The 20,296-nt window shown below is 50.0% G+C and carries 19 protein-coding genes; 10 read left to right on the forward strand and 9 right to left on the reverse strand.

The annotated features are described in order from the left end of the window. Nucleotides 1-86: 86 nt before the first annotated feature. On the forward strand, nucleotides 87-713 hold the full coding sequence (gene ycaC, locus SK32_RS07190; protein ID WP_005120379.1) for an isochorismate family cysteine hydrolase YcaC: 627 nt from the start codon (nucleotides 87-89) through the stop codon (nucleotides 711-713). 70 nt (nucleotides 714-783) lie between these two features. Here the strand turns inward: ycaC and zinT are convergent, their stop codons facing one another. From zinT to SK32_RS07220, 6 genes are all read right to left on the reverse strand, one after another. Further along, nucleotides 784-1,428, reverse strand: coding sequence for a metal-binding protein ZinT (zinT, locus tag SK32_RS07195; protein ID WP_161958604.1), 645 nt, complete (start codon nucleotides 1,426-1,428; stop codon nucleotides 784-786). Nucleotides 1,429-1,523: 95 nt separating this feature from the next. After that, nucleotides 1,524-2,114, reverse strand: coding sequence for an ATP-binding cassette domain-containing protein (locus tag SK32_RS07200; RefSeq protein WP_048211938.1), 591 nt, complete (start codon nucleotides 2,112-2,114; stop codon nucleotides 1,524-1,526). Next, the gene (locus SK32_RS07205; protein ID WP_048211939.1) at nucleotides 2,098-2,892 is read right to left on the reverse strand and encodes an ATP-binding cassette domain-containing protein; all 795 of its coding nucleotides are present in this window, start codon (nucleotides 2,890-2,892) and stop codon (nucleotides 2,098-2,100) included. The genes SK32_RS07200 and SK32_RS07205 overlap by 17 nt, the downstream gene beginning before the upstream one ends. Continuing rightward, entirely contained in the window at nucleotides 2,886-3,698 is an 813-nt protein-coding gene (locus SK32_RS07210) for an ABC transporter permease (RefSeq protein WP_048211940.1), read from the reverse strand. Before SK32_RS07210 ends, SK32_RS07205 begins: the two co-directional genes overlap by 7 nt. Next, nucleotides 3,688-4,662 carry an ABC transporter permease gene (locus SK32_RS07215; RefSeq protein WP_048212598.1) on the reverse strand — a complete coding sequence of 325 codons (975 nt, stop codon included), beginning with the start codon at nucleotides 4,660-4,662 and terminating at the stop codon, nucleotides 3,688-3,690. Before SK32_RS07215 ends, SK32_RS07210 begins: the two co-directional genes overlap by 11 nt. Further along, nucleotides 4,662-6,248, reverse strand: a complete 1,587-nt coding sequence (locus tag SK32_RS07220; protein WP_048211941.1) for an ABC transporter substrate-binding protein — start codon at nucleotides 6,246-6,248, stop codon at nucleotides 4,662-4,664. The genes SK32_RS07215 and SK32_RS07220 overlap by 1 nt, the downstream gene beginning before the upstream one ends. 432 nt (nucleotides 6,249-6,680) lie before the next feature. Here SK32_RS07220 and SK32_RS07225 point away from each other — a divergent pair, with 432 nt between their 5' ends. Next, nucleotides 6,681-8,768, forward strand: a complete 2,088-nt coding sequence (locus tag SK32_RS07225; RefSeq protein WP_048211942.1) for a TonB-dependent receptor — start codon at nucleotides 6,681-6,683, stop codon at nucleotides 8,766-8,768. Between the two features lie 102 nt (nucleotides 8,769-8,870). Continuing rightward, nucleotides 8,871-9,113: a helix-hairpin-helix domain-containing protein gene (locus SK32_RS07230; RefSeq protein ID WP_048211943.1), complete on the forward strand. Its 243-nt coding sequence runs from the start codon at nucleotides 8,871-8,873 to the stop codon at nucleotides 9,111-9,113. A 37-nt stretch (nucleotides 9,114-9,150) separates the two neighbouring features. Here SK32_RS07230 and SK32_RS07235 read toward each other — a convergent pair whose 3' ends face one another. The 3 genes from SK32_RS07235 to icd all read right to left on the reverse strand — a co-directional run bounded on the left by SK32_RS07235 (nucleotide 9,151) and on the right by icd (nucleotide 13,460). Next, the gene (locus SK32_RS07235) at nucleotides 9,151-11,079 is read right to left on the reverse strand and encodes a putative bifunctional diguanylate cyclase/phosphodiesterase (RefSeq protein ID WP_048211944.1); all 1,929 of its coding nucleotides are present in this window, start codon (nucleotides 11,077-11,079) and stop codon (nucleotides 9,151-9,153) included. Nucleotides 11,080-11,096: 17 nt separating this feature from the next. Then, complete coding sequence (locus SK32_RS07240) at nucleotides 11,097-11,591, reverse strand: putative pterin-binding protein (protein ID WP_048211945.1); 495 nt, start codon at nucleotides 11,589-11,591, stop codon at nucleotides 11,097-11,099. A 618-nt stretch (nucleotides 11,592-12,209) separates the two neighbouring features. After that, nucleotides 12,210-13,460 (reverse strand): NADP-dependent isocitrate dehydrogenase, encoded by a 1,251-nt coding sequence (gene icd, locus SK32_RS07245; RefSeq protein ID WP_003841892.1) that lies wholly within the window; start codon nucleotides 13,458-13,460, stop codon nucleotides 12,210-12,212. A 202-nt stretch (nucleotides 13,461-13,662) separates the two neighbouring features. Between icd and rluE the strand changes: the two genes are divergently transcribed. From rluE to phoQ, 7 genes are all read left to right on the forward strand, one after another. Then, nucleotides 13,663-14,286, forward strand: a complete 624-nt coding sequence (gene rluE, locus SK32_RS07250; RefSeq protein WP_048211946.1) for a 23S rRNA pseudouridine(2457) synthase RluE — start codon at nucleotides 13,663-13,665, stop codon at nucleotides 14,284-14,286. A 13-nt stretch (nucleotides 14,287-14,299) separates the two neighbouring features. Further along, the gene (locus SK32_RS07255; protein WP_048211947.1) at nucleotides 14,300-14,761 is read left to right on the forward strand and encodes an NUDIX hydrolase; all 462 of its coding nucleotides are present in this window, start codon (nucleotides 14,300-14,302) and stop codon (nucleotides 14,759-14,761) included. Between the two features lie 53 nt (nucleotides 14,762-14,814). Beyond that, a complete protein-coding gene (mnmA, locus tag SK32_RS07260; RefSeq protein WP_048212599.1) occupies nucleotides 14,815-15,921 on the forward strand; it encodes a tRNA 2-thiouridine(34) synthase MnmA in 1,107 nt (368 codons plus the stop codon). Between the two features lie 34 nt (nucleotides 15,922-15,955). Beyond that, nucleotides 15,956-16,597, forward strand: a complete 642-nt coding sequence (gene hflD, locus SK32_RS07265; RefSeq protein ID WP_016153409.1) for a high frequency lysogenization protein HflD — start codon at nucleotides 15,956-15,958, stop codon at nucleotides 16,595-16,597. A 3-nt stretch (nucleotides 16,598-16,600) separates the two neighbouring features. Beyond that, nucleotides 16,601-17,971 (forward strand): adenylosuccinate lyase, encoded by a 1,371-nt coding sequence (purB, locus tag SK32_RS07270; protein WP_048211948.1) that lies wholly within the window; start codon nucleotides 16,601-16,603, stop codon nucleotides 17,969-17,971. A 163-nt stretch (nucleotides 17,972-18,134) separates the two neighbouring features. Continuing rightward, on the forward strand, nucleotides 18,135-18,806 hold the full coding sequence (phoP, locus tag SK32_RS07275; protein ID WP_048212600.1) for a two-component system response regulator PhoP: 672 nt from the start codon (nucleotides 18,135-18,137) through the stop codon (nucleotides 18,804-18,806). After that, a complete protein-coding gene (gene phoQ / locus SK32_RS07280) occupies nucleotides 18,806-20,269 on the forward strand; it encodes a two-component system sensor histidine kinase PhoQ (RefSeq protein WP_048211949.1) in 1,464 nt (487 codons plus the stop codon). The genes phoP and phoQ overlap by 1 nt, the downstream gene beginning before the upstream one ends. Nucleotides 20,270-20,296 lie beyond the last annotated feature (27 nt).

A 20,296-nucleotide genomic window follows, 5' to 3' on the forward strand; every position in this document is an offset into this window, starting at 1 on the left:
CGCCTACCCAATGCCCCGTTTAGCCACTAATGTTTATCAGTAGATTCAGCCCGCAAGGCCCCCTCTCATCACATGGAGAAAGAAAAATGACTATTGCTTATAAACGTCTTGATAAAGATCAGGCTGCCGTACTACTGGTCGATCACCAAACGGGTTTACTTTCGCTGGTCCGTGACATCGATCCAGACAAGTTTAAAAACAACGTTCTGGCATTAGGCGATCTGGCGAAATATTTCAAACTCCCGACGATTCTGACTACCAGCTTTGAAACGGGTCCTAACGGTCCATTGGTTCCTGAGCTGAAAGAACTGTTCCCGGATGCCCCTTACATCGCACGTCCTGGCCAGATTAATGCCTGGGATAACGAAGATTTTGTTAACGCGATCAAAGCGACAGGCAAAAAGCAGCTAATTATTGCCGGGGTGGTGACCGAAGTCTGCGTCGCATTCCCTGCGCTTTCTGCCATTGAAGCCGGTTTCGACGTGTTTGTGGTCACTGATGCATCCGGTACGTTTAATCCGCTGACCCGTGATTCCGCATGGAATCGTATGTCGTCTGCCGGCGTACAATTAATGACGTGGTTCGGTCTGGCCTGCGAATTACACCGTGACTGGCGCAACGATATTGAAGGGCTGGGAACGTTGTTCTCCAACCATATTCCTGACTATCGCAACCTGATGACCAGCTACAACACGCTGACATCCGGGAAATAATGTTCCTGTCAGTGTAATACACAAAAACCCGCCAACATCGGCGGGTTTTTGTGAACAGTTTCAGTCGGGATTAATGGTGCAGCATTTCATCCACCACCTCTTCTCCCTTGAGCTGATAAGGGTAATAGGTTGGCCAGTTATCCATCTCTTCAAGCAAGGCAGCCTGCGAGGTATTACCCATAAAGATATGGAAGTGGCTCGATTTACGTGGCGCAATAATGTGATCGCTGAATTGCACGTATTTCGGCGCGTCGCTGCCAGCGTCTTTACACTCGAACAGATAACGCACACCTTTCTTGCCTGACGTATAGTTCAAAATTTTATATCCGGCATAATCATACTTACACGATGCCACCTTTTTACCGGTATGAAACTCCATTACGCCGTTTTCAATACCAATAGTGTCAACATCGGTCGCGTAGCCCTTGCGGTAATAGGCTTTAACCTGCTCTGCCGTTTTGCTCTTGTCTTTCTCCGCTTTCTTTTTGAATACCGGATCCAGTTCGCCACTCACCAGATACGGATAGACAGACTGCCACATGCCATCCCAGTCGGCTAGCGTACGGTTCTGCACATTTTTGTCATCAAAAACGCCTTCTGCCGCCTTTTGTTCTATTTCGGTCATTGGTGCACCATGGGAATGGTGACCATGCGCCAGTACCTGGCTACTAACAAAAAGCATCCCCAGAACGACTGCCAATTTTTCCAAATGCATAGCCAAAATTTCACCCTCAAATCATTTGCGAGCGGAATGTTATAATATAACATATCAATTAAATCAATAGGCCAGCTGCAAGCCCTTGTCTCATTTCACGCTACAATGAGCTTGCTGGAACAAAGCTGATCAAGCAGGGCCTGCTGATGGCTGATAATCAGCATAGCCAATGGCCGACGCTGACATTCTTCAAGCAGCAGCGCCCAGATATCCCTTTGAATGGAAGGATCGAGCTGGGCGGTAATTTCATCGGCAATCAGAAAACGCGTACGCGGGTCGAGCGCCCGCAGTATGGCAATTCGCGCCAGCTCACCGCCCGAAAGTTGTCCGGGACGACGCGTTAGCCACTCCGGCTTAATATGCAGTCGGGCAAGCGTTTCTGCATCTGGCCGCCATGCATCATGAACCGCATCACCGGTACTCCGTCTGGGGTTAAAGGTTAATTCCGGATGCTGCGGTACAAGCTGCACCGGGCAATATTGATGGCGCGGCAACGGTTGGTCATCAACCAGAACGTCGCCGGACGTCGGCTTTTGCCACCCCGCAAGCACACGTCCCAGCGTTGTTTTTCCGGTTCCACTGGGTGCGCAAATCCCAATGCGCTCCCCTGGTGACAACGAGAACGAGAGATTTTGCCACAGTATTTTACCTCCCTGACGAATGAACACATCACGACAGCACAGCATACCGCTCTCCAAAAAGTTGATTTCTTTCGGGCAGCGCTCGCCATTGCCGTTTTAGATGTTCACTAATTTCACCGCGTAAAAGCTGTTCCCGGCTGACATTATCCGACACCGTTCCTTGATGCAGCGCGACAATGCGATCTGCGTGACGTGCAGCCAGAGTGAGATCATGTGTCACCCATAAAACGCCCGCGCCCCGCTCACACAGGCCGCGTAGCTGTTCCAGCAGTTGATTTGCCAGAGGCGCATCAAGCCAGGCGGTAATCTCATCAGCAAGAATATAACGAGCCTGGCTGAGTGCGGCATGACACGCCAGAATGCGTTTGGCCATTCCTCCCGAAAGCTGACGCGGGAAAGCCTCTAACACGGTGGTTTCCAGATGATGACGTTCGAGCAAGTGTTCAATTTGCCCTGCATTCCACGCCTGACCGGAAAGCTGGCTGGCTCTTCGTAAATGCTTTTCAATAGACAGCAGCGGATTCAGAGCCTGCACACCTTGCGGAACATAACTAAACGTACTGCCACGGCATGCCCTGATGTCATTGTTATCCAGCATTTTCCCATCAAGGGTGATATTGCCATGAAAGCGCAAATTTTCCGGCAACAGATCGAGTAAGCATTGCAGCAGCAGGCTCTTACCCTCACCACTGCCTCCCACTAACGCCACCATCTGGCCCGGCGCAACATCAAAAGAGACATCCTGCAGCAACGAGGACCATTTTTTTGCGCCGTACCAGCGATAACGCGCCACTTCCAGCGAAATCTGCCGCAAACTCAACATGCATCACCTCTCAACCATAAACGATGTACCGCCCGGGCAAGTTGATCAAATAGCATCACAAGGAGAAATAGCATCAGCCCTGGAAACAGCACCAGCCACCAGTCGCCATGACTGATAAACCGCAGCGCATCTGCCAGCAACAGTCCCAGCGAAGGTTCGTGGGGTGCCAGCCCGAAGCCAAGGAAACTTAACGCTGCACTGTGCAATACCGCATGAGGGAACATCAGCAACGTTCCCGTTAACCACTGGGGCAATAGCGCAGGTAAATAGTGATACCGCCAGCAGTAAAAGTGGCCATGCCCCAGTCGCCAGGTGAGTGTCAGGTAATCACTGTGGGCAACGCGTTCCGCTTCAGCACGTAAAATCAATGCCAGCCGCGGCCAGTGTGTGAGCGCAACCGCCATAATCACCCCGCTTTTCCCGCCGCCCAAGGCAAAACAGATCAAAATCAGCAGCAGAAGGTGCGGCATGGACAACATCGCATCGGTGATCAGACGCATGACGACATCCAGGCGTGGGTGCAGACGGGAAATCGCCGCCATCAGTAACGCAATGAATCCGCTGCACAGCGCCGCGCCAATACCGATTTGCAGGCTGGTTAGCGCCCCCTGAAAGCAACGAACCCACAGGTCGCGCCCCAGATTGTCGGTACCAAACCAGTACAGCGCATCAGGCGGAAGATGACGCACAAGAAGATTCACGTTCAACGGATTATCCAGCATAGCTGCGCCATATACTGCAATAAATAACAGGCCGCTCACGGATAGCAGAAGACGAACAAGCGTCGGCGTCGGGTTATAGAGCATCAGGTCGCTCCAGCGCGCGATTCAGAACATGGACAAACCAGGCAGAGAGAGAGTTACCAATAAACACCAGCACGGTACTGAACAAGACAATCCCCATCAGTAACGGCAGGTCACCGCGTAATCCGGCATCGATGGTAGCCTGCCCCAGCCCCGGATAGGCAAAAACTTTCTCAGCCAGCAACGCACCGCCCAACAGTTCGCCCAACGAGGCAAACTGTAGACATAGCGCTGGCGTGATGGCGTGTCGCAGAACCTGGTGACGCAACAGCGACCACCCCTTGTCACCCTGCGAACGCGCAAAACGAACAAATTCGCTTTTCATCACGCTGGCGATACTTTCCCGCGTGTGCAACGTAATTTGCCCCAGCCCCAGCAGGCTAAGTGCGCAAACAGGGAGAACCAAATGGCGCAGACGTTCAGTCAGCGTTGCCATATCGCTGTTATTTCCCGGTTCCCACGCACAACAGACCGGGAACAGCGGCCAGCGTACCGCAAATACTGCCAACAGCAGCATGCCAATCCAAAAGGTCGGTAAGGAAGAAAGCAGATAGCTAAGTCGGCAGATGGCTTTATCCGGCCAACGGTTCAGGTAGCGGCCGGCAACAAACCCCATTGTCGTTCCCAATAAACAGGAAACCAGCCACGCACCGCTCAGCAGCGCAAACGAGGTCGCAAACCGCTCCTTAATCACGCTGGCAACAGGGGCATTAAACAACATCGAGTAACCAAGGTCGCCCTGTAGCACGCGTAAGAACCAGTGGAAAAAACGCTCCCACAGTGGTTGATCCAGCCCCCAACGCGCAGCAATACGTGCATATTGCTCCGGCGGAACATGCAGCAAATCGTTGCCAATATAGGCCCGGATTGGATCGACCGGCGAAAAGCTGAGCAAGATGAAAGTGCCAGCCGCGACCAGCACTAACAACACTATCAGCCGTAATACATGGCCTAAAACAGACTTCATCAACGGCAGGTCCAGGTCCATTCGTCCAGATTATTGAGCAGTGACCAGCTACCGTGAATTTCCGGTGCACCTTTGCCCAGATCGATGCACGGATTCGCCAGATAGGTGTGCTGAATATTCAGCAGCCATGCCCATGCGGCATCCCCTTGTACGCCTGCGCCTTGTTTACCATCCCACTCAACCTGTTGCCAGAAAGGCAACGCTTTTTGCCAGTCTGGTGCATCAATGGCCTGCTTGAGATGTTGCTCGACCACCGGATTGCTGTAGTAGCCCGGGTTGTAATACTCCACACCCGCCGCCTGCCCGCTGTAGTGATGGAAAAGCTCCATCGGATCCAGGCTCCCCCAGCCGAACAACGTAGGATTAGCATGCATATGACGTTCAACGGTTTCCCAGCTACCCGACTGCAGCGAAATCTGAATACCCACTGGCTCCAGCATCGCACGTACGGCCTCGGCTAAATCCCGGCGCGTACTGTCGCCGCTGGCGTACCACAACGTCAGACGCGCCTCTTTACCGTCTTTCACCCGTACGCCGTCTTTGCCCACTTTCCAGCCGGCCTGATCCAGAATCGTCCGGGCTTTTTCAGCGTCGCCATCTTTGAATGCCACCGAAGTCCCCTGCCATGGCAACCCCTGAACCGCGCTATACGCGGGGATCGCATGCCCCTCCATAACCTGCCCGGCAAGCTGCTTACGGTCAATGGCGTAATTGATCGCACGCCTGATAGCAATATCGGCTGTAATATCGTTCCCAACCGGATAACCATTAGCATCTTTCTTCCCAGCCGGAACCATTGGGAAAACAATACCGCGGTTTTCTACACTGTCGCGAACCCACAGTTTTAAATTCTGCTGTGCGGGCGCCACCGCCATCGACGGCGCAATACGTACCAGTCCCAGTTGGCCACTACGCGCTGCGGCGTATGCGTTATCCTCATCGAGGAATACAAACACAAGCCGGTTGAAATCATTCTTCTTACCGGCATACCACGGGTTTGCTTCCACGATCAGTTGCTGCCCAGGTTGAAAGCTCACCAGGCGGTAAGGACCTGCGCCAATCGGATTTTTGGCAAATGTTTTTTCGTCATACTGTTTTGCCGGAACAATGCCTAACGAACCGAGCACGTTCACAAAAGTGCTCTGCGGATGGCTAAGCGTAATTTCTGCCGTGCGGTTGTCTATCACGCGGGCATGGGTGAAATTCCCCATGTCAATTTTCCCACCACTTTTTGCGGCTTTGTTATAGGTGAAGACCACATCTTCAGCCGTTAGCGGCGAACCATCAGAGAATTTGAGATCGGGCTTAAGCGTCAGCGTCCAGGTTTTGCCGTCGGCACTGGTCACCACTTTTTCCGTCAGCAGGTTTCCCCAGCTCATATCCGCATTTTGCTTTAACACAGGTGCATGCAACAACAGATAGCTGCCATGACTCCAGCCCAACATCGGGTCAAATCCCTCCGTCGGCTCGGGCCCAATGGCCAGTTTTAACGTCTGGCCTTCGTCTGCATTTTGCGCAGCGAGGAGTGGTGAGGTTAATGCGAGAGTCAGTGCGCACGTCAGCAGTGCCAGCTTGCCTTTAATCATTCTCTTATCCAGATTTACGTTATTTTTATCGCGTTTAACGAACAATTTACGTTAGACGGTCTCCTGGGGAAGGGATTATGGCGGACAGTAATGTCGAAAAAAATGATGCAGCGCAGAAAAGTATGACGATTTTTAAAAAACATCATACGACTTTCTAATACCCAGTACTTTCACCTCTCACTTCGCTGAAGTGGCTAAGCAAAATCACCGTATTTACTCGCCTTTATATTAAATAAGAAGCAATAGTTGCAGGAAAAACTATTCACCAGCTTCGGTTTTTACCTACCTCAAATTCATGACAATTTATGTATATTTATTAAAGAAAGACACAGTAAGTGACAAGTTATGTAAATATATAATGATAATTATTTGTATTATCATTTTCATCAATTATCTTACTGCCTTTGAATTTTTAACAAAGGAAGTTTGACTATGCGTTTAAAACCTGTTGCCTCTGTCGTTCTGTCCTGTATAGGGTTTACCAGCCCCTTTGCCTTCGCTGAAGACGTGATGGTAGTAACCGCTTCTGGTTACGAAAAAAAGATCACCAATGCGGCTGCCAGCGTTTCCGTTATTTCACAGCAAGAGTTACAAACCAATAAATATAACGATTTAGGTGAAGCTCTGCGTTCTGTGGAAGGTGTGGATGTCGAAAGTAGCACGGGTAAAACCGGCGGTCTGGAAATTAGCATCCGTGGTATGCCCGCCAGCTATACCCTGCTCTTGATTGACGGTATCCGTCAAAATGGTAGCAGCGACGTGACACCGAACGGCTTTTCAGCCATGAACACCAGCTTTATGCCTCCACTGGCGGCAATCGACCATATTGAAGTGATCCGCGGTCCGATGTCGACGTTATACGGTTCCGATGCCATTGGCGGCGTCGTCAATATCATCACCAAAAAGAGCACCGATAAATGGAGCACGTCCATTAATACCGGCGTTAACCTGCAAGAAAGTAATAAATGGGGTAACAGCACTGTCGCCAACTTCTGGTCAAGCGGCCCATTGATCGCCGGTGTACTGGATATGCAAGTTCGCGGCAGCACCACGCAGCGTCAAGGCTCCAGTGTCACTTCGCTGAGCGATACCTCTTCCACCCGCGTGCCGTATCCTACGGAATCTGAGAATTACAATATTGGCACTCGCCTGGACTGGAAAACCAGTGACAGCAATACGTTGTGGCTGGATCTCGATTCCGCCAGACAACGCTACGATAACGATGATGGACAGCTTGGCAATCTGACCGGCGGATATGATAAGACGCTGCGTTATGAGCGTAACAAAGTGACGCTCGGCCACGATACCGCATTAACATTTGGTACCTGGAAATCCTCTGTAGGCTGGAATGAAACCGAGAACAAAGGCCGCCAGTTGGTCTCCTCGGCACTGACACCAGAGAACGCGAGCCGGGCCGGCGACGCACGTGAACTGAAGAACACCAACGTTATTTTGGATTCCATGCTGCTGACGCCGTTAGGTGACTCGCACCTGTTGACTCTCGGGGGAGAATACTGGGATGCCCGCATGAAGGACGGTGTCGTGCAGGCCAATACCGGCGAGACATTCCACCAGAAAACATGGTCGGCCTATGCTGAAGATGAATGGCATATCCTCGATTCTCTGGCCTTAACCGTGGGGACTCGCTATGAACATAATGACGTCTTTGGCGGGCACCTCAGCCCACGTGCCTATATGGTCTGGGACGTATCCGATGAGTGGACCCTCAAAGGCGGCGTCACAACGGGTTATAAAGCGCCATCGCTCAGCCAACTTCATAATGGCATCAGTGGCGTAACGGCACAGGGGACGGTCAATACCGTCGGGAACCCGAACCTTAAACCTGAAGAAAGTACCAGTTACGAAACCGGGCTTTACTATGAGAATGACGCTGGGCTGAACGCCAACGTCACGGGTTTCTATACTGAATACAAAAATAAAATCGTTTCGTATTCTATCGATGATAATACCAACAGCTACACCAACAGCGGTAAAGCAAGAACCGATGGTATCGAGTTTGCCAGTACATTCCCGCTATGGTCGGACTCGCTGAGCTTATCTCTCAACTACACCTATACCCAGAGCAAGCAAAAAGATGGCGAGAATAAAGGCGCGCCACTGAGTTATACCCCGAAACACATGGCGAACGTCCGTCTGAACTGGCAGGCAACGGAAGATATGAACGCCTGGCTGAGCGCTCGCTACCGCGGTAAGGCTCCACGCTATACGGAGAATTACGACAACCTCAGCGCCGTCCAAAAGGCGGTGTATGACGACAAAGGTGCAAATTTAAAAGCCTGGACCGTTCTGGACATGGGGATGTCTTATAAACTGACCAAAGAACTGACGCTGAATACGGCGGTGAACAACGTGCTGGATAAAGACTTTAGTGACGTCACGCTGTATCAGGTTGGCCGCAATAGTACTTATGCAGGCGACTACTATCAGACTGCACAATCCACGACCGGATACGTCAACCCGGGCCGTAACTACTGGGTATCCTTAAACTACCAGTTCTAGTTTTGCTTACCTCTGTTGGCCAGGCTATAACTGATAGCCTGGCCGCTATCAGCGTGTATTCGTAAGCGGATTGTCAGTATTGCGCATACGTAAGGAGAGACAATGCCCTTTTCAACCACTGAGCGTCAGGCACTTCTGTCATTAAAAGGCGTTGGCCCCAAAGTCATCGAGCGGCTTGAGCAACTTGGTTTCCACTCGCTTGCCGATCTTAAAAACTCTACTGTCGACGATATTACCCAGCAAGCGGCGTCAATGGTCGGCTCGACATGCTGGAAAAACAGTCCGCAAGCGAAAGCGGCAATTGCCAACGTCTTAGCGCTGGCAAGTACGTTGTCGTTACGCTGATTTAGCATATCGCCAGGGCACGAGGAACGGGCGTTATTTAACCGTTTCTGATTTTCCCATTGATACCCGGCTGCGGTTTACCAAACAGATACCCTTGCGCGAAATCGCAGCCCAAAGCCTGAAGGCTCGCCAGCTGTTCCTCTGTTTCGACACCTTCTGCAACAGCTTTCATATTCAGCGATTTCGCCATACCAGTAATAAGCCTGATGATATTAAGGGCGTCTTCCTGCGTAGATATCGAATGCACAAAGGACTTGTCTATTTTGATTTTATCGAAGGCAAGCCGACTCAGTCGCGAAAGAGAAGAGTATCCGGTACCAAAATCATCGATGGAGATTTTTACCCCCAGAGCTCTGAGCTTGTTAAGCGTATTCATCGGCGTATTGCTCTCCGTAAAGAGAGAGGATTCCGTCACTTCCAGCTCGAGACGGTCTGCCGGAAGTCCGGTTTCTTTCAGAATGGACAGCACGATTCCGGCAAAGGCCTTGCTGCTTAGCTGGACAGGTGAAACATTGACTGAAATTTTAACCGGTACGGTCCAGGACGCTGCTTCCCTGCATGCAATTTCAAGCACAGATTTTCCCATCTCGTTAATCATTCCTGTTTTTTCTGCAACAGGAATAAAACTATCCGGCGACAGAAGCCCTTTTAGAGGATGTATCCAACGAATAAGGGCTTCATAGCTGTAAATTTCCTGGCTGAAAGAATCGACAATAGGCTGATAATAAACCACGAATTCTTTATTCACTATGGCCATTGCCATATCATGCTCAAGAGTTCTGCTTTCTTGCAGCTTTTCTAACATCCGCTGTCGGAAGACTTTTATTTTACCCGAGCCTTCATTTTTCGCTTCATAAAGCGCCAGATCGGCAAATTTATAAAGATAGTCGGAACGGCGTTCAGTTTCAGAGATAACAATACCAACACAAGTGGTTATATTTATAATTGCGTTATAAATAGTGTAGGGTTGGTTGATAAAATCACATATTTTTTGGGCTCGGGAAACAGCATGACTCTCTGTCAGACCGCTCGAAAGAAAAGCAAACTCATCGCCGCCTAAACGATATAGCGTGTCGGAACCCTGGCTCATAGAAATCAAACGATGGGATATCTGACGTAATAACATATCACCGGCATCATGGCCATACGTATCATTTACCTCTTTGAATCGATCTAAATCGAACAACATCACCGTCACAGAGTCATTGTTTTTTTCTGCCATCTCGATGGTTTTATTTAAATCCCCCCAGAACAACTGGCGATTATTCATCTCGGTGAGAGAGTCGTGATAGACGTCATACTCCAGTTTTGCATTCTGGATCTGCAGTTTTTCTTTAGATTCCTGAAGTTCCTCAGCAAGGCACTTAACCTGGAGATGTGCTCTCAAAATGTTTCTGTTCTGAAAAAAAATCAGAACCCCCAGTATCGCACTCAATATTATAAGCAATACTGAAATAGCTGAATAAATATAATACAGGGTTTGAATGTTAATATTTGTATTATTAATCGAGCTAACATCTTTATCTAACGCACCGGATGAAAGACGGGCTAGCGGTGCATCAAGCGCATGCATTTCTTTCAGGTATGCCTTGAGTTCTGAACGATTCATTTTCTCAAGATGAACATCCAGATAATTAAGCATTTTTTCAAGCTGTATAGCCAGTTCATAATGCGCTTGATTGCTCTCTATATAATGCCCTAAATCACCTTCCTTTATTAAATCGCTCTGGCTGAGCATAATATCGAGACGCAGGCGCACAGCATCGAGCGTCATCGTATCATCACTAATGTAGAGACCAAGCCACGATTCAAATCGGTAATATTCTGATACCATTTGAACAGCAGACCATGAGTCGGTGTAGTGAGTCAGTTTCTGTAGTTCTTGTTGTCTTTCGTGCACAAGAAAAGATATATATCCGGTAGATATAAAAAGGAAGAATATAATGCCAGCCAGTATTCTGTTCATGATGGTCCTCTGAACCCCTACTCAATTTTCATTGAGCTGACCTGCCATGCTGACCTTGAATAAAAAATCTGATTATTCAGTTCAGGAATGCTGTCATAGGGATACACGATGAATAGTGGGCCTTTATCACGGATGCGCATATATTCTCCGTTGATTTTTAGAGCAAGAATAACATTATATTTTTTGAAATCACTGAGTGGGATAACGGTGGTGTAGTCATTGAGCGCAGTGACTTTAACAACAGAACCTTTTGCCCCGACATAATCCATGAGCTTTTGCAGTGAGATACCCGTAAAGGTAGTGCGTCCATTATACCAGGGTGAGGAGGTCTGGAAACTTACCGTGCCCAGATTCTCGAGACTGGCGATATCAAAAATGGCTTTCCCGTCTTCATTGGTATTTTCTATATTACCGGACACTGTTAAAAGGACTTTACCGACAGGTTTGGAAAGTTCACCGGCCCAGACCTGGGTAGTGACGACAAAGCTTAACAACATGACAATTAACCGCATTCTAACCTCACCAATCTATCGAATGTAAGAGAATTATAATTTAGTTATTATGCTATTTACACATGCTGCCCAGCGATTATTGATACTGTAAGCCTCCCCATCTTTTAGCCCATTAAAATCAAAGAGTTAATCTAAATTTATTTTTTGACATTGCTTAAAAAAGGCCATTGCTGTTATTTGCGACACAGTAAATTTCGCTACCACCGTACAAAAAATAAGCTGCCTGTTTAAGTGGTAAAAATAAACACACATAAATATAAAGGTCTATTTTTTCAGGCAACAGCAGGATATTGTTTTTCCGGCAGAGGGTTTCACGCCTCTCATCGAATGAGTGCTGTGCAATGAATCACCAGAACCTGGTTTTGCAGCTCATCTATAAAAAATATGATTGCTTGTCGGGTCGAGATATCCTGGCAAGAACCGCGTCATTGAGCTTACAGACCAGACGTAAATATCAATTTATGTTCGCCAACACTAATCACAAATACCATGAGGGTAAAAAATACAAATCTGGCGTAGAGCCCCGGCAGGTTTAAAGCGGTTTTAATCGCCACCGAATTCCATTTAAAAAAAACGGGAACCCCCCGGTTCCCGTTCTCACACAACCCAGAATCTGGATTACATGTTTTCGATGATCGCGTCACCAAACTCTGAACATTTCAGCAGCTTAGCGCCGTCCATCAGACGTTCGAAATCGTAAGTGACGGTTTTCGCGTTAATCGCGCCTTCCATACCTTTAACGATCAGGTCAGCCGCTTCGGTCCAACCCATGTGGCGCAGCATCATTTCTGCAGACAGGATGATGGAACCTGGGTTCACTTTATCCTGGCCTGCGTACTTCGGTGCAGTACCGTGGGTTGCTTCAAACAGCGCACATTCGTCACCAATGTTGGCACCCGGTGCGATACCAATACCACCAACCTGTGCTGCCAGCGCATCGGAGATGTAGTCACCGTTCAGGTTCATACACGCGATAACATCGTACTCAGCGGGACGCAGCAGGATCTGTTGCAGGAACGCATCGGCGATAACGTCCTTAACCACGATCTCTTTACCGGTTTTCGGGTTCTTGATTTTAACCCACGGACCGCCATCAATCAGTTCACCACCGAACTCTTCACGCGCCAACTGGTAACCCCAGTCTTTGAACGCGCCTTCGGTGAATTTCATAATGTTACCTTTATGAACCAGGGTAACAGAATCACGATCGTTAGCGATGGCGTACTCAATCGCTGCACGAACCAGACGCTTGGTTCCTTCTTCGGAACACGGCTTGATACCGATACCGCAATGTTCCGGGAAGCGGATTTTCTTCACGCCCATCTCTTCGCGCAGGAATTTAATCACTTTCTCAGCATCAGCGGAGTCAGCTTTCCACTCAATCCCCGCATAGATATCTTCTGAGTTTTCACGGAAGATGACCATGTCGGTCAGTTCTGGGTGTTTAACCGGGCTAGGTGTACCCTGGTAATAACGCACCGGACGCAGGCAGACATACAGGTCAAGTTCCTGACGCAGGGCAACGTTCAGAGAGCGAATACCGCCGCCAACTGGAGTGGTCAGTGGGCCTTTGATGGCAACACGATATTCACGAATAAGATCAAGAGTTTCAGCAGGCAGCCAGACGTCCTGGCCATAAACCTGAGTGGATTTCTCACCGGTGTAGATTTCCATCCAGGAGATTTTACGCTCGCCTTTATAGGCTTTCTCGACAGCAGCATCGACAACTTTGATCATCGGTGGGGTTACATCAACGCCGATACCGTCGCCTTCAATGAACGGGATAATCGGATTTTCAGGAACGTTGAGTTTGCCGTTTTGCAGGGTGATCTTCTTACCTTCCGCCGGAACAACTACTTTGCTTTCCATTCACCTCTCCTTCGAGCGCTTCTGGTTCTGCTCGTCTGTCATCGCGCTGCATGTGCGTTTGCGTCCTGCTGCACGAATGCGTTAGAGCAATTTTTTGTTAATGTTTTGTAATGAGCATGTCAATACTACCCTAATGTTTGCCGCCATGAAAGACACTCGTTCTTAGGCTATAATGCGGCAATTGATATAATCTGAAAATACCATGCAAAAAACTTCTTTTAGAAATCACCGGGTTGAGCGATTCAGCTCACGACAAGTCACCAGGCAGCGTAAAGAAAACCAGCCAAAACGCGTGGTTTTGTTCAATAAACCCTACGATGTTTTGCCGCAATTTACGGACGAGGCAGGCAGAAGCACGTTAAAAGATTTTATTCCCGTGCCGGGAATCTATGCTGCGGGCCGACTCGACCGGGACAGTGAAGGGCTTTTGGTGCTGACCAATGACGGTGCACTGCAGGCCCGTTTAACACAACCCGGAAAGCGCACCGGGAAAATCTATTACGTCCAGGTTGAAGGCGAGCCGACGACAGAAGCGCTGAATGCGCTGCGTACCGGGGTAACGCTCAATGACGGTCCCACGCTGCCAGCAGGTATTGAAGTGGTAGAAGAGCCTGCATGGCTGTGGCCGAGAAACCCGCCCATTCGGGAGCGGAAAAATATCCCCACCACCTGGCTGAAAGTGATCTTATATGAAGGCCGCAACCGCCAGGTTCGCCGCATGACAGCCCACGTTGGATTCCCGACGCTGCGCCTCATTCGCTACGCCATGGGGGATTACACACTGGATAATCTCGCCAATGGTCAATGGCGGGATGTAACTAACTGAATAAGGAACAGGTATGTTCAAACCGCACGTCACGGTCGCCTGCATTGTGCATGCAGAAGATAAGTTTTTGGTCGTTGAGGAAACAATCAATGGCAAAGCCTTGTGGAATCAACCAGCAGGACATCTGGAAGCGGATGAGACGTTAGTGCAGGCCGCCGCGCGCGAGCTCTGGGAAGAGACAGGTATCCACGCACAGCCACAGCATTTCATTCGAATGCATCAATGGATTGCGCCGGATAAAACGCCCTTTTTACGTTTTCTGTTTTCTATCGAGCTTGCCAATATGTGCGCTACCGAACCTCATGACAGCGATATAGATTGCTGTCACTGGGTCAGCGCAGAAGAGGTTCTCTGCGCGCCAAACCTGCGCTCACCGCTGGTTGCGGAGAGCATTCGCTGCTACCAGAGCGGACAACGCTACCCGCTGGCGATGATCGGTGAATTTAACTGGCCGTTTACAGAGGGTGTCAAGTAAGGGGCTGCGTGCTAGAATATGCCGCCTTGAAGTTCAATGTCGTGAGTATTCCTATGTCTGAAAGCCCAAAAAAAGTGATCGTCGGCATGTCCGGCGGTGTCGATTCCTCCGTTTCTGCCTGGCTGTTGCAACAACAGGGTTATCAGGTAGAAGGCCTGTTCATGAAGAACTGGGAAGAGGACGATGGCGAGGAATATTGCACAGCAGCCGCCGACCTTGCGGATGCTCAGGCTGTCTGTGACAAACTCGGCATTGAGCTGCATACCGTCAACTTTGCCGCAGAATATTGGGACAACGTCTTTGAACTGTTCCTTGAAGAGTACAAAGCGGGCCGTACGCCGAACCCGGATATTCTGTGCAACAAAGAAATTAAATTTAAAGCCTTCCTCGAATTTGCCGCTGAAGATTTAGGTGCCGATTACATCGCCACCGGTCACTACGTGCGTCGCGCGGATGTCGACGGTAAAAGTCGACTGCTGCGTGGGCTTGATGGCAATAAAGACCAAAGCTATTTCCTCTATACCCTCGGCCATGAGCAAATTGCGCAAAGCCTGTTCCCGGTTGGCGAACTGGAAAAACCGCAGGTACGTAAAATTGCCGAAGATCTGGGTCTGGTTACTGCGAAGAAAAAAGACTCCACCGGCATCTGCTTCATCGGTGAACGTAAGTTCCGTGAGTTCCTCGGTCGTTACCTGCCGGCACAACCCGGCAAGATCATTACCGTTGACGGTGAAGAAATTGGCCAGCATCAGGGGCTGATGTATCACACCCTGGGCCAGCGTAAAGGTCTGGGTATTGGCGGAACAAAAGAAGGTACCGAAGATCCATGGTATGTCGTGGATAAAGACGTTGAGAACAACATTCTGGTTGTCGCTCAGGGTCATGAACACCCGCGCCTCATGTCCGTTGGCCTGATTGCACAGCAATTACATTGGGTCGACCGTCAACCGTTCACCGGCACCATGCGCTGCACGGTGAAAACCCGCTATCGTCAGACCGACATTCCGTGCACCGTTAAGGCACTGGATGCCGAGCGTATTGAAGTCATTTTCGATGAACCCGTCGCGGCAGTAACGCCGGGTCAGTCGGCGGTCTTTTACAATGGCGAAGTGTGCCTCGGCGGCGGCATTATCGAACAACGATTGCCTCTGCCGGTATAATTATTTACACATTTGATACAAGGAAGCAGTGAACGTGGCAAAGAATTATTATGACATCACCCTCGCCCTGGCAGGCATTTGCCAGTCGGCACGCCTGGTGCAAGAACTGGCGCACCAGGGGCATTGTGATGCCGATGCATTACACGTTTCACTGAACAGCGTCATTGACATGAATCCCAGCTCTACGCTGGGCGTGTTTGGCGGCAGCGAGGCCAACCTGCGTCTCGGTCTGGAAACGATGCTCGGCGTGCTCAACGCCAGCAGCCGTCAGGGGCTGAACGCGGAACTTACCCGCTATACATTAAGCCTGATGGTACTGGAGCGTAAGCTTTCAGCCGCCAAAGGCGCCATGGACACGCTGGGAGACCGTATCAACGGCTTGCAGCGCCAACTGGACCATTTTGATTTGCAGTCAGAAACACTGATGAGTGCGATGGCCGGCATTTATGTTGACGTCATCAGCCCACTCGGCCCGCGTATTCAGGTCACTGGCTCCCCGGCTATCCTGCAGAGCCCACAGGTTCAGGCCAAAGTACGCGCTTCATTGCTGGCTGGCATTCGCGCTGCCGTGCTCTGGCATCAGGTAGGTGGCGGCCGTCTGCAACTCATGTTTTCTCGTAATCGCCTGACGACTCAGGCAAAACAAATTCTTGCTCATTTAACCCCGGAGTTGTGATCTATGGAATTATCCTCACTGACCGCCGTTTCCCCTGTCGATGGACGCTACGGCGATAAAGTCAGCGCGCTGCGCGGGATTTTCAGCGAATACGGTTTGCTGAAATTCCGTGTACAGGTTGAAGTACGCTGGCTGCAAAAACTGGCCGCGCACGCAGCGATCAAGGAAGTTCCTGCTTTTGCTGCCGACGCAATCGGTTACCTTGATGCGATCGTCGCTAACTTCAATGAAGAAGATGCTGCGCGTATCAAAACCATCGAGCGTACGACCAACCATGACGTGAAGGCAGTTGAGTATTTCCTGAAAGAAAAAGTGGCGGATATCCCGGAACTGCACGCTGTTTCCGAGTTTATCCACTTCGCATGCACCTCAGAAGACATCAACAACTTGTCTCACGCGCTGATGCTGAAAACGGCGCGCGACGAAGTAGTCCTGCCGTACTGGCGCCAACTGATTGATAGCATCACCGCGCTTTCTGTTGAATATCGCGATATTCCCCTGCTCTCCCGTACTCACGGTCAACCTGCCACCCCGTCAACGATGGGCAAAGAGATGGCAAACGTGGCGTACCGCATGGAACGTCAGTATCGCCAGCTCAACCAGGTTGAAATCCTCGGTAAAATCAACGGTGCTGTGGGTAACTATAACGCCCACATCGCCGCTTACCCGGAAGTTGACTGGCATCAGTTTAGCGAAGAGTTCGTCACCTCGCTGGGCATCCAGTGGAACCCCTACACCACGCAGATTGAGCCGCACGACTACATTGCTGAGCTGTTTGATTGCATCGCCCGTTTTAATACCATTCTGATCGATTTCGATCGCGACGTCTGGGGTTACATTGCGTTGGGTCACTTCAAGCAGAAAACTGTCGCCGGTGAAATTGGTTCTTCCACCATGCCGCACAAAGTGAACCCTATCGATTTCGAAAACTCTGAGGGTAACCTGGGCCTGTCTAACGCGGTTCTGCAGCACCTGGCGAGCAAACTGCCGGTTTCCCGCTGGCAGCGCGACCTGACCGATTCAACCGTTCTGCGTAACCTGGGCGTGGGCATTGGCTATGCGCTGATCGCCTATCAGTCCACGCTGAAGGGAGTGAGCAAACTGGAAGTGAACCGCGATCATCTGCTGGATGAACTGGATCACAACTGGGAAGTTCTGGCTGAGCCGATTCAAACCGTAATGCGTCGCTATGGCATTGAAAAACCGTACGAGAAACTGAAAGAACTGACCCGTGGCAAGCGCGTTGACGCTGAAGGCATGAAGCAGTTTATCGACGGTCTGGCCCTGCCGGAAGACGAGAAAACCCGCCTGAAAGCGATGACACCGGCCAACTACATTGGTCGCGCCATCACCATGGTTGATGAACTGAAGTAATCAGCACTCCGCCAGATGCTGAACAGAAGCCGGATAAGCGTAAGCGATTCCGGCTTTTTATCGCCGCATTAACATCCCTTCCCCCGGTTTATTAAATGTTTATCCCCACTACCACATAATCAGCGTTAAACTATTCGTACCATGAATTTAGGGAGAAACAATGATGCGCGTGCTGGTTGTTGAGGATAATGCATTATTACGCCACCACCTTAAGGTTCAGCTCCAGGATTTAGGCCACCAGGTGGATGATGCAGAAGATGCAAAGGAAGCAGACTATTTTCTTAATGAACACTTGCCGGATATTGCGATCGTCGATTTAGGACTCCCCGATGAAGACGGACTGTCACTGATCCGCCGCTGGCGCAGTAATGACGTTTCATTGCCCATTCTGGTGTTAACCGCCCGTGAAGGCTGGCAGGACAAAGTGGAAGTGCTCAGTGCCGGTGCAGATGATTACGTCACAAAACCGTTTCACATTGAAGAAGTGGTTGCAAGAATGCAGGCATTGATGCGCCGCAATAGTGGTCTGGCCTCGCAGATAATCTCGCTTCCACCATTTCAGGTGGACCTTTCTCGCCGCGAACTGTCCGTGAACGATGAAGTGATCAAACTCACGGCGTTCGAATACACCATTATGGAGACGCTGATCCGTAATAGCGGCAAAGTCGTTAGTAAAGATTCGCTTATGTTACAGCTCTACCCGGATGCTGAAATGCGTGAAAGTCACACCATTGATGTCTTAATGGGACGTCTGCGCAAGAAAATTCAGGCGCAATATCCGGACGATGTGATCACCACGGTACGTGGGCAAGGTTATCTTTTTGAACTGCGCTGATGAATAAATTACTGCGTCATTTTTTCCCGTTATCACTGCGGCTGCGCTTTTTGCTGGCAACCGCAGGCGTTGTACTGGTCCTCTCGCTGGCTTACGGCATGGTGGCTTTGGTTGGCTATAGCGTCAGCTTTGATAAAACAACATTTCGTCTGCTACGTGGCGAAAGTAATCTGTTCTATACCCTGGCGAAATGGGAAAACGGCAAAATCAATGTCGAGCTACCTGAAAATCTCGATATGCAAAGCCCTACAATGTCGCTGATTTATAATGAAAACGGTAAGCTGCTCTGGGCCCAACGCGACGTACCCTGGCTGGTACAACGTATTCAACCAGACTGGCTAAAGACAAATGGTTTTCATGAGATTGAAGCCAATGTCGACGCCACCAGCACATTGCTACGCGAGGATCATTCGGCGCAACAGAAGCTAAGAGAAGTCAGAGAAGATGACGATAATGCAGAAATGACCCACTCCGTGGCAGTGAACATCTACCCTGCCACCGCCAGAATGCCACAACTGACCATTGTGGTTGTTGATACCATTCCTATTGAGCTCAAACGCTCATATATGGTCTGGAGCTGGTTTATTTATGTGCTGGTTGCCAATTTACTGTTGGTTATCCCGTTACTGTGGGTTGCAGCCTGGTGGAGCCTGCGACCTATCGAATCACTGGCGCGCGAAGTCCGTGAGCTTGAAGAGCATCATCGCGAGATGCTTAATCCTGCCACCACGCGTGAACTCACCAGTCTGGTGCGTAACCTCAACCGCTTATTAAAGAGCGAACGTGAGCGCTACGATAAATACCGTACCACGTTAACTGACCTCACCCACAGCCTGAAAACACCGTTGGCCGTATTGCAAAGCACGCTACGCTCGATGCGTAATGAGAAAATGAGCGTGAGCGATGCTGAACCCGTCATGCTGGAGCAAATTAGCCGTATTTCACAGCAAATTGGCTATTATCTGCATCGTGCCAGCATGCGCGGCAGTAGCGCCCTTCTCAGCCGGGAATTGCATCCGGTTGCACCGTTGCTGGATAAACTGACCTCTGCATTAAACAAGGTGTACCAGCGTAAAGGGGTTAACATTAATCTCGACATTTCGCCTGAGACAAGCTTTGTGGGTGAACAGAACGATTTCGTCGAAGTGCTGGGCAACGTCCTGGATAACGCCTGTAAATATTGCCTGGAATTTGTCGAGATCTCAGCGCAATTAACGGAAGATCATCTACACATTGTGGTAGAAGATGACGGCCCCGGTATTCCACACAGTAAACGTGAAGTGGTGTTCGACCGTGGTCAGCGCGTGGATACCTTACGCCCCGGGCAAGGCGTGGGTTTGGCTGTCGCACGTGAGATCACCGAGCAATATGACGGGCAGATTATCGCTGGCGACAGTCTGCTGGGCGGAGCGCGCATGGAAGTTATTTTCGGCCGCCAACATCCGGGACAAAAAGACGAGTAATCTTTACATGTAATAAATATGTACTGA

This window comes from Citrobacter sp. MGH100 (genome assembly GCF_001034465.1).
Taxonomy (GTDB): Bacteria; Pseudomonadota; Gammaproteobacteria; order Enterobacterales; family Enterobacteriaceae; genus Citrobacter; species Citrobacter youngae.